General features: G+C 70.1%; 7 protein-coding genes and 4 pseudogenes. 2 read left to right on the top strand and 9 right to left on the bottom strand.

The genetic code is table 11. The features are described 5' to 3' along the window. The 5 genes and pseudogenes from ACKVMH_RS10235 to ACKVMH_RS10215 all read right to left on the bottom strand — a co-directional run. Positions 1–870, bottom strand: an 870-nt coding sequence (locus ACKVMH_RS10235; protein WP_412700204.1) for a bifunctional folylpolyglutamate synthase/dihydrofolate synthase, incomplete at its 3' end; no start/stop codon positions are given. Between the two features lie 45 nt (positions 871–915). Then, a pseudogene (locus ACKVMH_RS10230) lies at positions 916–1,696 on the bottom strand (histidine phosphatase family protein). Further along, positions 1,693–3,255, bottom strand: coding sequence for a phosphoglycerate dehydrogenase (gene serA / locus ACKVMH_RS10225; protein WP_412700203.1), 1,563 nt, complete (start codon positions 3,253–3,255; stop codon positions 1,693–1,695). Before serA ends, ACKVMH_RS10230 begins: the two are co-directional and overlap by 4 nt. 243 nt (positions 3,256–3,498) lie before the next feature. Then, a complete protein-coding gene (locus ACKVMH_RS10220; protein WP_412700202.1) occupies positions 3,499–5,661 on the bottom strand; it encodes a S46 family peptidase in 2,163 nt (720 codons plus the stop codon). An 83-nt stretch (positions 5,662–5,744) separates the two neighbouring features. Then, positions 5,745–7,895 (bottom strand): S46 family peptidase, encoded by a 2,151-nt coding sequence (locus ACKVMH_RS10215; RefSeq protein WP_412700201.1) that lies wholly within the window; start codon positions 7,893–7,895, stop codon positions 5,745–5,747. Between the two features lie 182 nt (positions 7,896–8,077). Between ACKVMH_RS10215 and tdh the strand changes: the two genes are divergently transcribed. Both tdh and kbl read left to right on the top strand, forming a co-directional pair. Further along, complete coding sequence (gene tdh, locus ACKVMH_RS10210) at positions 8,078–9,100, top strand: L-threonine 3-dehydrogenase (RefSeq protein WP_215220373.1); 1,023 nt, start codon at positions 8,078–8,080, stop codon at positions 9,098–9,100. Between the two features lie 159 nt (positions 9,101–9,259). Then, positions 9,260–10,453, top strand: coding sequence for a glycine C-acetyltransferase (kbl, locus tag ACKVMH_RS10205; protein ID WP_412700200.1), 1,194 nt, complete (start codon positions 9,260–9,262; stop codon positions 10,451–10,453). Between the two features lie 85 nt (positions 10,454–10,538). Here the strand turns inward: kbl and ACKVMH_RS10200 are convergent. The 4 genes and pseudogenes from ACKVMH_RS10200 to ACKVMH_RS13670 all read right to left on the bottom strand — a co-directional run. Next, positions 10,539–10,736 (bottom strand): annotated as a pseudogene (locus ACKVMH_RS10200) (hypothetical protein); the annotation flags it as partial. A gap of 253 nt (positions 10,737–10,989) precedes the next feature. Next, positions 10,990–11,841 carry a pseudouridine synthase gene (locus ACKVMH_RS10195; RefSeq protein WP_215218563.1) on the bottom strand — a complete coding sequence of 284 codons (852 nt, stop codon included), beginning with the start codon at positions 11,839–11,841 and terminating at the stop codon, positions 10,990–10,992. Between the two features lie 4 nt (positions 11,842–11,845). Then, positions 11,846–12,298: pseudogene (locus ACKVMH_RS10190) on the bottom strand (OmpA family protein); the annotation flags it as partial. Between the two features lie 833 nt (positions 12,299–13,131). Then, positions 13,132–13,281: pseudogene (locus ACKVMH_RS13670) on the bottom strand (OmpA family protein); the annotation flags it as partial.

The raw sequence follows: 13,281 nt of genomic DNA, 5'->3' as shown, positions 1-13,281 counted from the left end.
CAGGTTGGCCCGGGCGATGCCACGGGCGATGGCGGCATCGTCGATGGCGGCGGCGTCAGTGTCGAGCGCCCGCAGGGAGGCAATCGCGACCGCGGCGTTGCGCAACTGCGCCGGCGCCGCCAGGGCCGGCCGCGGCAGGTCGACGGTGTAACCGACCTCCCGCCAGCGCCAGTGGCCAACCGGCGCGTCGTCCGGTGCGGGATCGAAGAAGAAATCGCAGCCCATCCGTACCGCCGAGGCGCCGATCGCGTAGGCATGTCGCAGCACGCTGGAGGGCGGGTCGTCATCGCCCAGCACCAGCGGCTTCCATGCGCGGGCGATGCCGGCCTTTTCGAAACCGATCGCCTCGCGGTCCCCGCCGAGCCACTCCTGGTGGTCCAGGTCCACGGTCGTGATGACCGCGACATCGGGGTCGACCAGGTTGGTCGCGTCGAGCCGCCCGCCGAGGCCGACCTCCAGGATCGCGAGATCCAGGTCGGCCCGCTCGAACAGCCACAGCGCCGCCAGCGTGCCGTACTCGAAATACGTCAGCGCAACGTCGCCACGCGCGCGTTCCACCGCCTCGAACGCGTCGACGAGCGCCGCATCGTCGGCTTCGATGCCATCGACCCGGACCCGCTCGTTGTAGGCCAGCAGGTGCGGCGAGGTGTAGGCACCGACACGCCAGCCGGCCTCGCGCGCGATCGCCTCGATGAAGGCCACGGTCGACCCCTTGCCGTTGGTGCCGCCGACGGTGACCACGCGGCGTGCCGGGCGGCCGAGACCCAGCGACGCCGCGACCTGGCGCACGCGCTTGAGCCCCATTTCGATTGACCGGGGGTGCTGGCGCTCGATGTAGGCGAGCCATTCGACGAGGGTCATGCGTGTCATGCGGACCAGGTGCGTGGGCGTGGGCGGGCCGGCAATGATCGGCGCTTACAGCGCGCGATGCACGGCCTCCCCGAACAACGGGGTGTGGTGGCTGCAGTCGTTCAGCCGGACCACCTCCAGCCGGTCCGCGTCGGGACCCTCGAGCAGGTTCAACGTGGTCGGCGCCTGGCGGAAACTCCACAGCCGCGCGAACGGGATGCCGAGCACGTGGCAAAGCAGCACGCGGTTGACCGCATCGTGGGCGACCACCAGCAGGATGTCGTCGGCGCCCAGCCCATCGGCAGCGCGTGCAAGCGCCGGCCACGCGCGGTCGAACACGTGCTGCAGCGACTCGCCGCCCGGCATCAGCACTTCGTGCGGCGTATCGCGCCACGCCTGCAGCCGGTCCGGGTCGCGTGCACGGATCTCCGCGGCCAGCAGGCCCTCCCAGGTGCCATGGGCGATCTCCATCAGACCCGCGTCGGTGGTCANCGCCGCCCGGCATCAGCACTTCGTGCGGCGTATCGCGCCACGCCTGCAGCCGGTCCGGGTCGCGTGCACGGATCTCCGCGGCCAGCAGGCCCTCCCAGGTGCCATGGGCGATCTCCATCAGACCCGCGTCGGTGGTCAGCAGCCCGTGCCGGGCGCCCAGTGCGAGTTCCGCGGTGTGGCGGGCGCGGCCCAGCGGCGAGGCGACCGCGCGCGTGATCGGCACCCCGCGCAGGCGCTCACCGAGCGCACGGGCCTGCGCCTCGCCGACCGGCGACAGCGCGATGTCGGACTGACCCTGGTAGCGACCCTCGGCGTTCCACGGTGTCTCGCCGTGGCGGGCCAGCAGGAGCCTCACAGCGCCTCCAGCGACAACACGCCCGGCAACCGGCGGGCCTCGGCCAGCTGAGCGTCCTTGACCGCGCGATCGACCGTGATCGCCGCCAGTGCCTCCCCATCGCCCTTCGCGCCGAGCGAGAAGTTGACGATGTTGATGCCGGCCGCGCCCAGCGTGCCGCCGATCGACCCGATGATGCCGGGGCGGTCCTCGTTGCGCATCAGCAGCAGGTGCGCCTGCGGATCGAACTCGATCTCGACGCCATCCAGCCGGACCACGCGCGGGCCGCGGTGCAGGGTCGCCTCGATCACGCGGGCGGTGCCCTCGCCCTCGACCTTGATCCGCAGCAGGCGATCGAAGCCGTCGCCGTCGCCGCCGACCGTCTCGGCCACGGTGAGCCCGCGCGCGACCGCTTCCTGCAGCGCGTTGACCGGCGTGACCCGGCCCGATGCCGGCCCGAGCAACGCCGCCACCAGCAGGCGCGTCAGTGGGCGCGTGTCCAGCGCCTCGGTGCGGCCGGCGTAGGTGACGTGCAAGCGGGTCGGCGCCGGCACCAGCCGCGCCGCCAGCCGGCCCAGCGCGGACATCAGCGGCATCCACGGGCCGACCTCGCGCGCGGCCTCGGCGGTCAACGGCGGCAGGTTGACGCAACCCGCCACCGCGCCGGTCGCGATGAAATCGATGATCTGCCGCGCCAGGATGGTGCTCACCGCCTGCTGGGCCTCGCCGGTGGACGCGCCCAGGTGCGGGGTCAGCACCAGCTTGGGGTGCGCGCGCAGGCTGGAATCCTCCGGCAGCGGCTCGGTCGCGAAGGTGTCCAGCGCGGCGCCGGCGAGGTGGCCCTCGTCCAGCAGGCGCAACAGCGCCGCCTCGTCGACCAGGCCGCCGCGGGCGGCGTTGATGATGTAGGCGCCGGGCTTCATCGCCCGCATGCGCTCCTCCGACAAGAGGTGCGTGGTCTCCTTGGTACGGGGCACGTGCAGGGTCACGATGTCCGCCCACGCCAGCAGCTCGTCCAGTGGCTTGAGCGCGACGCTGCCCTTGCCCGCTGCCGACGGCGGCAGGAACGGATCGAACGCGGCCACCTCCATCCCGATGCCGGCCGCCTTGCGGGCCACCGTGCCGCCGATCCGACCGAGACCGATCACGCCGAGCTTCTTGCCCTCCAGCTCGAACCCGGTCAGCCCCGCCTTCGGCCACTGGCCGGCCTTCATGCCCGCGTCGGCACGCGGGATGTGGCGGGCCAGCGCGAACAGCAGCGAGATCGCGTGCTCGGCCGCGGCCAGGGTGTTGCCGTCGGGCGCGTTCATCACCGCGATACCGCGCCGGGTTGCCGCGTCGACGTCGATCGTGTCGACCCCCGCGCCGGCCCGGCCGATCACGCGCAGTCGCCCGGCGTCGTCCAGCACGTCGGCCGGAACCCTGGTCGCCGAGCGGACCAGCAGCACGTCGACATCGCCCAGCGCGCGGGCGAGCTCGGCCGGGTCCTTGATCGGGTCGGAAACGACGACCTCCCAGCCTGCATCTCGCAGCAGGGCCAGGCCGTCTTCATGGATGCCATCGCACGCCAGAACCTTCATCGCACACTCCTGGGTTGGAGACATGCGGACACACAGCGAGCCGGCGGGGCAAGGCGGCTGCAGCGACGCTGCAGGGTCGGGCGATGGAGCAACAACGGGTGGTGCGGGTCGGGAGACGGGGCCGGCTGGCATGGGAATCCGCGAACGTCCGCAGCGTAGCAAACCCGTGGCCGATGCGCGGCGCTCACGCCAAAAAAAAACCGCCGGCGCGGGCCGGCGGTCCTTTCGGTGCGGGCGCGGGCGTTACTCCTGCTCGGGAACGCCCATCTCCTCCAGCACCTGCGGCGCCGGGAACACCTCCTGCATGATCCAGCGCATGTAACGGGCATCCACCGCGATCACCCGGGTCAGTTCCGGGTTGAAGACCCAGTTGGACGCCACGCTCTCCCAGTTCATGTCGAACACCAGGCCGACCAGCTCGCCCCGCGCATTCATGACCGGCGAGCCGGAGTTGCCGCCGGTGATGTCGAGGTCGGCCATGAAGTTGACCGGCACCGTGCCGAGCTCCTTGCTGGCAAGGCCGCCGTAGTTCTTCGCGGCAATTGCCTCCAGCTGTGCCTGGGGCGCGTCGAACGGCTCCTCGCCGGTGTGCTTGGCGGCCACCTGCTCGAGCGTGGTGAACGGCGGCAGCCGCACGCCGTCGGGGCGGGTGTAGCCCTGCACGTTGCCGAAGGTGATGCGCAGCGAGGAGTTGGCGTCCGGATAGACCGACCCGCCCTGGCTGGCCTTGTAGTCGGCGACCGCCTGCAGGAAGGCCGGACGGGCCAGCAGCGCATCGCCGGCGCGGGTCTCGGCCTGCTCCTCCAGTTCCAGCAGGGTCGGCATCACCGCGACCGCGAACTTCACCGCCGGGTCGGTGCTGGACTCGAACGCGGCGCGGTCGGCCTCCAACAGCGCCAGCCGCGCGTCCAGCTCACCCAGGCCGGTGCCGGCCAGGCGGTCGAGGGCGGCCTGCACCGCTGCCTCGTCGTCGCCGCCGAGCCAGGCATCGATCGCCCCCACGCGCTGCGCCTGCGGCAGCTTGATGTACTCGCGCAGCCAGTACTCCTGCAGCTGGCGGTCCATCGCCGCCGCGTAGCGCTTGTCCATCTGCCGCATCGCGCCCTCGAAGCCCGGCAGGTCACGCTGCTGGTAGCCCGGCTCGCGCTCGGCGTCGGGCTTGGCCTGCTCGATCGCCAACCGGTAGAGACTGGTGGCGGCGCCGATCACGCCGGTGCGGCGCAACTGGCCGAGCACCAGGTCGCGCTCGCGGGTGGCGCTGGCGGCTTCGTGCAGTTCGAGCAACCGGGCGTGGGCGGCCAGTGCGGCTTCGCCCTCGGCGCCCTGCCCGCGCAGCCACGCCAGCACCGCGGCCTCCTCGTCGTGCTTGGCCTTGCTGGCGTCGATCCGTTCGAAGCCTTCCAGCTGGCCACCGTAGTTCTTCATCGCGTTGTGCCAGCCGCGCACCGTGCTGGCGTACTTGACCTTGATGTCCTCGTCCTTCGCACCGGCGGTCTCGACCAGCTCGACCAGGTGCTCGTAGTGCGCCTTGACGGTCGGGTAGGTCCACTGCGCGGTCTCGTCGAACTCGGCGGCCAGCGCGTAGCGCGCGGTGCGGCCGGGATAGCCGGCCACCATCACGAAGTCGCCGGTCTCCAGCGGCTCTTGGGCGACCTTCAGCCAATGCTCGGGCTGGTACGGCACGTTGTCCTCGGCGAACGCGGCCGGCTTGCCGTCCGGGCCGACGTAGGCGCGGTAGAACGAGAAGTCGCCGGTGTGCCGCGGCCACATCCAGTTGTCGACGTCGCCGCCGTAGCTGCCGACGCTGTTGGGCGGCGCGTGGACGAGGCGGACGTCCTTGATCTCGAGGTTCTTGAACAAGCGGTAGGTGTTACCGCCGGCAAAACTGTAGAACTGGCAGCGATAGCCTTCGTCGGCCTCGCAATCGGCAACCAGCCGCTTCTCGATCGCCTCAAGCGCGTGGCTGCGCCCGGCCGCATCGGGCGCGGCGGCGATTGCGTCACGCACCTGCGTGGTCACGTCCTGGATCGAGTCCAGCGCGTAGATGCGCGCGTTCGGCCCGGCGGATACCTCGTCGGCCCGGGTCGGGGCGTTGAAGCCCTTGTCGATCAGGTTGTTTTCCGGAGTGGAGTTGAGCTGGATCGCGCCGTAGGCGCAGTGGTGGTTGGTCACCACCAGGCCCTGCGGGGAAACGAAGCTGGCGGTGCAGCCGCCGAGCGACACCACCGCGCCCATCGGGTCGCCGGTCAGGTCGGCAAGCTGCTCGGGCGGCAGTTCCAGCCCGGCCTTCTTGAGCGGGCCGGCGATCTCAGGCAACTGTTGCGGCACCCACATGCCCTCGCCCGCCGTGGCAGACCCCATCACACCCGCCAGTGCGATCGCACTGGCCAACATCGAATAACGCATCGCGGTCACTCCCCGGAGGAATCGAGCAGGAAAAAAGAAACGGAAAGGTCGAGTCTAGCCGCGCCCGGTCTGCCGGACATGGCCTATTCAACGGGCAGGTCCATCTCGGCCAGCAGGTGCGGGGCCGGGTAGACCTTCGCCATCAGCCAGCGCATGTAGCGCATGTCGACGTGGATCGCCCGCTTGTAGCGCGGGTCGAACTTCCAGCTGGCGCTGACGGCTTCCCAGTTGCTGTCGAAGTTGAGGCCGATCAGCTGTCCGCTCGCATCGAGCACCGGCGAGCCCGAGTTGCCGCCGGTGGTGTCGAGGTTGGTCAGCAGGTTGACGGTCTGGGTGCCGAGGTCGGGGTCGGCGGTGCTGCCGAAGTCGCCCGCGGCGATCGCGTCGAGCAGCGGGCGCGGGGCGTCGAACGGCGCCACGCCGGTGTGCTTCTCGACAATGCCCGCGACGGTGGTCAGCGGCAGGTAGCGCACGCCGTCACGCGGGTCCATGGTGCTGACCTGGCCGTAGCTCACGCGCAGGGTGGAATTGGCGTCGGGATAGACCGCCTCGCCACGGGACTCGCGGTAGCCGATCAGCGCCTCCATGTAGGACGGCCGCAGCCGCAACAGCTCGCCCGCGCGCTGCTTGTCCTCGGACTCCAGCCGCAGCAGCGCCGGCTGCAGCCGCGCCGCCGCCTGCAGCAGCGGATCGTCCGCCTGGGCGACCTCCTCCGGCGTGGCGTTGAACCAGCGCAGGCGCTCGGCTTCCTCGTCCAGCGTGGTACCCGCGTAGAGCGCATCGACGTTCGCGCGCACCTGTTCGGGCGTGCCGCCAAACACCGCGTCGAACTCCGGCACATGCTGCGCCGGGGGCAGCGCCACGTATTGCGTCAGCAGGTCGACCAGCAGCGCCTTCTCGACGCGCTCGGCGTACCGGCGCTGGACCTGTTTGAGCCCACCCTCGATCAGCGCCGCGTCGCGCTGCTGGTAGCCCGACTCGCGTTGCGCATCCGGCTTGCCGCGCTCCAGCGCCAGGCGCTGCAGGCGCATCGCCGAACCCAGCAGTTGCGGGAACCGGGCGATCGCGCCCAGCAACTGGTCCCGCTCGCGGGTCGCCTCGGTCTCGTCCAGCAATGCCTGGGCGGCCGTGATATCGGCCCGGGTGGCGCGGGCTGCGGGCTGGTCCGCCAGCCACGCCAGCATGGCCTCTTCGTCGGCCTGGCGGGTGGCGACCGCGTTGCTGCGGCGCAGGCCATCGAGTTCGCCCTCCGCGCGCTTGAGGCCGTTCTCCAGCCCGGCCAGCGTCGAGGCGTACTTGACCCTGGCATCGGCGTCGCTTCCGATCGCTGCTTCCACGGTCTCGATCAGGCCGCCATAAAGCGCCACCCGCTCGGGCAGCGTCCACTCGACCTGGCTGGCGAACTCCGAGGCCATGCGGTGCCGGTAGGTCCGGCCCGGGTACCCGGCCAGCATCGCGAAGTCGCCGGCGGCGACGGCGTCCGTCGATACCTGCAGGTGCGCCGGCGGCACGTACGGCACGTTGTCGGGCGAGTACGCCGCCGGTTGCCCGTCCGGCGCGACATAGGCGCGCAGCAGGGTGAAGTCGCCGCTATGTCGCGGCCACATGAAGTTGTCCACTTCGTCCCCGTAGTTGCCGACCGCCTCGGGCGGTGCGTACACCAGGCGCACGTCGCGCAGCTCCAGCTGACGGACGAGGTAGAAATCGCTGCCGTAATGCATGTTCGCGACGCTGCAGCGGTAGCCGGGCTGCTGCTCGCACTCGGCCACCAGCGCCTTCTCGGCAGCGTCGACCGCGTCGTAGTAGGCGCGCCCGGTCCTGCCACGCGCGTCCGCCAGGACCCGGTCGGTGACCTGGTCGAAGCCGGTGGTGACCAATACCCGGAAGTCCGGGTTGGCGGGCAGCTCGTCGCCGCGGTCGGCAGCGACGAAGCCGTTGGCGATCAGGTCGCGCTCCGGGCTGGTGTTGTACTGGATGACGCCGAACGCGACGTGGTGGTTGGTCAGCACCAGCCCCTGGTCCGACACGAATGCGCCGGTGCCGCCGCCGACCTTCACCACGGCGTTGAGCGGCGGGCGGGTAAGGTCGGCCAGTGAGGCCGGGTCGCCCTCGAAGCCCGCGTCGCGCAGCTGCGTGGCGATCTGTGGCAGTTGCGACGGCAGCCACATGCCCTCGTCGGCGTGGGCGCCGGCGGCGGCCAGGGTCAGGGACAGGGCGAGCAGCGATGGCCGCATGGTGCGACTCCGGGTGGCGGGTGGTGCCAGCGAACATAGGGGAAGCGGCCCGCTGCCGGCAAACACGGTCACGGGCCGACATGGGCGGCCGCGTATAATTCGCGGTCCATTCCGGCGCCTTCGGGCGCCCCCGGTGCCTTGGCACGCGGGCAATCCAAGAGCGACCCATGACCCAGAAGACGATGAAGGCGCTGGTGAAGCGCGAAGCCACCAAGGGCATCTGGATGGAAGAGGTCCCGGTGCCCGCGCCGGGTGCCAACGAGGTGCTGGTCAAGCTCGAGAAAACCGCCATCTGCGGCACCGACCTGCACATCTACCTGTGGGACGAGTGGAGCCAGCGCACCATCAAGCCCGGACTGGTGATCGGCCACGAGTTCGTCGGCCGCATCGTCGAGGTCGGCCCCGGGGTGACCGGCTACAAGGTCGGCCAGCGCGTCTCCGCCGAAGGCCACATCGTCTGCGGGCACTGCCGCAACTGCCGCGCGGGCCGCCAACACCTGTGCCCCAACACCGTCGGCATCGGCGTCAACCGCGACGGTGCCTTCGCCGAGTACATCGTGATGCCGGCCTCCAACCTGTGGCCGATCCCGGACCAGATCCCGAGCGAGCTGGCGGCGTTCTTCGACCCCTACGGCAACGCCGCACACTGCGCGCTGGAGTTCGACGTGGTCGGCGAAGACGTGCTGATCACCGGCGCAGGCCCGATCGGCATCATCGCGGCGGGCATCTGCAAGCACATCGGCGCGCGCAACGTGGTGGTCACCGACGTCAACGACTACCGCCTCAAGCTCGCCGCCGACATGGGCGCGACCCGCGTGGTCAACGTCGCCAACACCTCGCTCAAGGACGTGATGGCCGACCTGCACATGGAAGGCTTCGACGTCGGCCTGGAGATGAGCGGCAACCCGCGCGCGTTCAACGACATGCTCGATTGCATGTACCACGGCGGCAAGATCGCAATGCTGGGGATCATGCCCAAGGGCGCCGGCGCCGACTGGGACAAGATCATCTTCAAGGGCCTGGTCCTGCACGGCATCTACGGCCGTCGCATGTACGAGACCTGGTACAAGATGACCCAGCTGGTGCTGGGCGGCTTCCCGCTGGGCAAGGTGCTGACCCACCAGTTGCCCGTCGAGGAGTTCCAGCAGGGTTTCGAGCTGATGGAATCGGGCAAGGCCGGCAAGGTCGTGCTGAGCTGGAATTGAGCCAACCCCGCTTCGGGCCCCGCCCTTGTTGAATGTTCATCGTTGGACGCCGCCCCGTTGTAGGAGCGACGTGAGTCGCGACCCACTGACTTGCCGATTGCCCGCGTGTTCGCGACCCACGTCGCTCCTACGGCAATCCCCGCCCCGAGGATCCGTCCTATGTCTTTGACCGACCGTTACGCCGCCGAACTCGAATCCATCCGCGACGCCGGACTGTTCAAGTCCGAGCGCATCATCACCAGCCCCCAGTCGGCCGAGATCACCCTCGACGACGGCCGCGCGGTACTGAACTTCTGCGCCAACAACTACCTCGGGCTGGCCGACCATCCGGACATCATCGCGGTCGCCAAGGACGCGCTCGACTCGCATGGGTTCGGCATGGCCTCGGTGCGTTTCATCTGCGGCACCCAGGACCTGCACAAGGAGCTCGAGCAGACCATCGCGGCGTTCTTCGGCAAGCAGGACACCATCCTTTACGCGGCCTGCTTCGACGCCAACGGCGGCCTGTTCGAACCGTTGCTCGGGCCGGAGGACGCGGTGATCTCCGACGCGCTCAACCACGCCTCGATCATCGACGGCGTGCGGCTGTGCAAGGCGCAGCGCTTCCGCTACGCCAACTGCGACATGGCCGATCTCGAGAAGCAGCTGCAGGCGGCGGACGCCGCCGGCGCGCGGACCAAGCTGATCACCACCGACGGCGTTTTCTCGATGGACGGCTTCATCGCTCCGCTCGACGAGATCTGCGCGCTCGCGGACAAATACGGTGCACTGGTGCACATCGACGAATGCCACGCGACCGGGTTCATCGGCCGGACCGGCCGTGGCTCGGCCGAGGTGAAGGGCGTGCTGGACCGGATCGACATCATTACCGGCACCCTCGGCAAGGCCATGGGCGGTGCACTTGGCGGCTTCACCACGGCCTCGCGCGAAGTGGTCGAACTGCTGCGCCAGCGCTCCCGGCCATACCTGTTCTCCAACTCGCTGCCGCCGCACGTGGTCGCCGCCGGCACCAAGGCGTTCCAGATGCTCGACGCCGCTGGCGAACTGCGGGAGCGGCTGGCCGCGAACACCGCCTACTTCCGCGAGCGGATGACGGCGGCCGGCTTCGACATCCGGCCGGGCGTGCACCCCATCGCCCCGGTGATGCTCTACGACGCACCGCTGGCGCAGAAGTTCGCCGAGCGGCTGCTCGAGGAAGGCATCTACGCGATCGGGTTCTTCTTCCCGGTCGTGCCGCAGGGCCAGGCCCGGATCCGGACGCAGATGTCGGCGGCGCATACCCGCGAACACCTGGACCGCGCGATCGACGCGTTCATCCGGATCGGGCGCGAGCTGGGCGTGCTCAAGGCCTGAGTCGGCGCGCTCGCAGCAAAAAAAGACCCGGCCGAAGCCGGGTCTTTTCATGTCGACGTGGCGGCGCCCGAAGGCGCTGCGACGTTTACTTGTCGGCGAGGTCGGTGTCCGCCGCCGGTGCGCTGGCAGCTTCCACCGCCGGCTTGCCGGTGGCAACCCGCACACCACGCGCCTTCATCCAGGCATCGAACTCGTCCGCGCTCATGCGCTTGCCGTTCTGCTCCATGTTGAAGCGGTACGGCGTGTTGTCGTGCTCGGTCTTGGGCTTGTAGGTGGCGGCGTCCACGATCTCAGGCTCGGCCATCTGTTCGGTGGCGAGCGCCGGCGACAGGACCAGCGCCGACAACAGCGATGCAGCAATAACGATCTTCCCCATGACTCAGTCTCCCCGTTGAACGGGGTGAAGTGTATGTGACGGAAACGGCCAGCGGGTGACGCAAAAGGTGCGCCCGCCCACATTCCCGCGCCCCGACGCACGTCGGCTCGCAAACCCGCGCCGATGGTCACACGCCGATTGCGACGCCGGACCTCGCGGTTCAGGCCGACGGCGGGGCCAGCGCGCGGACCTCTTCCGGGCTCAGGTCCCGCCAGGCGCCCTTGGCCAATGCACCCAGCTCCACCGTGCCCACTGCCACCCGGACCAGCCGCAGCACGTTGATGCCGAAGGCGGCCAGCAGCCGCCGGATCTGGCGGTTGCGCCCTTCGTCCAGCACCACCTCAAGCCAGGCGTTGCGGTTGCCCGCCCGCAACAGACGCACCGCGCTTGCCGACAGGTGCTGTCCGTCCACGGCCGTCCCGGCGACCAGTGCCTGCAGCAGCACCCGGTCCGGAATGGTGTCGACCTGCACGTGGTACGTCTTGTCCGGGCCCGTTGCCGGATCGGTGATGGCCGACGCCCAGCCCGGGTCGTTGCAGAGCAGCAGAAGGCCTTCGCTGGCCTTGTCGAGCCGGCCGACCGGCGCCAGCCACGGCAGCGCAGCCCCTTCCAGGCAGCGGTACACGGTGTCGCGACCCTGCTCGTCGGCAGCGGTGGTGACCAGGCCGCGCGGCTTGTTGAGCATCAGGTAGCGGCGCGGCGACGGCCCTGGCGCAGGGGCGACACCGGCGATCTCGATGCGCGCCCGGCCGTCGTCGACAACCGGATGTTCGGGATCGCGGACCACGCGGCCATCCACCGACACGCGCCCGGCGACGATCCAGCGCGCCGCTTCGGACCGCGAGCACAGACCACGCTTGGACAGCACCCGGGCGAGCCCGTGGCGGCGCACCGGAGGGGCATCGCCGCCTGCCGGCGCCTGCCTGCGCTCGCTGCGAGCCGCAGGGCCGGAACCGCGAAGCCCGGCGCGGGGCCGGGCTTCGGGACTGCTGTCAGGAACGGGTCGACGCATGCACTCAGTTCTGGATGTTGAGTTCCGTCCTGCGGTTCTTGGCACGACCCTCCGGGTCGTCCGAACCGTCCGGGCGCTGGTTGGGCACGATCGGCCGCGATTCGCCGAAGCCCACCGGGCCGATCAGTCGCGCCTTGTCGATGCCGCTGGACACCAGGAAATCGTACACCGCCTTCGCGCGGCGCTCCGACAGTGCCTGGTTGTAGGACGCATCGCCGCGCGAGTCGGTGTGGCCGGCCACCTGGACCTTCAGGGCCGGGTGACGCTGCAGGATCTCGAGCGCCTCGGCCAGCACCGCCTTGGCCTCCGCGCCCAGGGTCGCCTTGTCATAGGCGAACGTCACGCCCTTGAGGTCGATCGACACCGGCACCGGGCAGCCGTCGGGACCGATGGTCTGGCCGGCCTCGGAGGCCGGACACTTGTCCAGGCAGTTGATGACGCCGTCGCCATCACTGTCGCCCTTGTCGCCCTCGGGGGTCGGGCAGTTCTGCACCAGCGGCACGGCCGGCTTGCCGGTCGCCACGCGCACGCCGCGCTGGCGCATCCAGGCATCGAACTCATCGGCCGACATGCTGCGGCCGTCCTGCTGCATGTTGAAGCGCCAGGGAGTGTTGTCGTGCGCGGTCTGCGGGACGTAGGTGTTGGGGTCGACGCCGGTCGTCGGGGTCGGCTGGCCGGTGGCGACGGTGGTCTGGACTGGCGGAATGGTGGTCGGCTGCCCGGTTGCCACGGTCGTCGCGCTGGCGGGCTGGCCGGTCGCTACCGTCGTCGGGGCTGGCGGCTGGCCTGTGGCCACCGTCGTCGGCACGGTCGGCTGGCCCGCGGCGACAGTTGTGTGTGTGGTGGGTTGACCGGTCGCCACGGTCGTCGGGGTCGTCGGGGTGGTCGGCAGGCCTGTTGCCACGGTCGTCGGCACCGTCGGCTGTCCGGCAGTGCCCGTCGCGGGTGTCGGGGCCGCGGGAAGTTGCGGATCCATCGCCGGCTCGCCAGCTCCGGCACTGGCGGTCGACGAGGCAGAGGCCGTCACGGTCGGCGTGGCATCCGCCGCGGCAACCTCGCCCTTCTCCGGTCCGGTGGAGGTGCAGGCGGAAACCAGCAGGATGCCCGTCGCAATCGTCAGTCTTCCCAGCACGTGAAGCCCCGCAATGAATGAAATCGCCCCGGAGTATATGAAGACCGGGTGGAGGTCGGATGACGACCGCGTGCGGGAGTCCGGCCAAAAACGAAGCCCGGCACACGGCCGGGCTTCGGGTGACACCGGGCCACGTCAGGGCCCGCGGGCTCGTGCGCTCAGTTCTGCGCGTTGAGCTCGGTGCGGCGGTTGGTCTCGTTCTTGCACTCCGGCAGGGTCTGCGGAGTCGAAACCAGCGGACGGCTCTCGCCGTAGCCGTTCGGACCGGCCAGGCGCGACGCGTCAACGCCGTTGCTGGTCAGGTAGTC

It is taken from the genome of Lysobacter zhanggongensis (assembly GCF_046638635.1).
Lineage (GTDB): Bacteria > Pseudomonadota > Gammaproteobacteria > Xanthomonadales > Xanthomonadaceae > Novilysobacter > Novilysobacter luteus.
This window is presented reverse-complemented; position numbering and strand designations above follow the sequence as displayed.

Coding starts and splice junctions, on each gene's coding strand:
- ACKVMH_RS10195 (WP_215218563.1), bottom strand. CDS start 11,841: ATGCGTCGACCCGTTCCTGACAGCAGTCCCGAAGCCCGGCCCCGCGCC.
- kbl (WP_412700200.1), top strand. CDS start 9,260: ATGTCTTTGACCGACCGTTACGCCGCCGAACTCGAATCCATCCGCGAC.
- serA (WP_412700203.1), bottom strand. CDS start 3,255: ATGAAGGTTCTGGCGTGCGATGGCATCCATGAAGACGGCCTGGCCCTG.
- tdh (WP_215220373.1), top strand. CDS start 8,078: ATGAAGGCGCTGGTGAAGCGCGAAGCCACCAAGGGCATCTGGATGGAA.
- ACKVMH_RS10220 (WP_412700202.1), bottom strand. CDS start 5,661: ATGCGTTATTCGATGTTGGCCAGTGCGATCGCACTGGCGGGTGTGATG.
- ACKVMH_RS10215 (WP_412700201.1), bottom strand. CDS start 7,895: ATGCGGCCATCGCTGCTCGCCCTGTCCCTGACCCTGGCCGCCGCCGGC.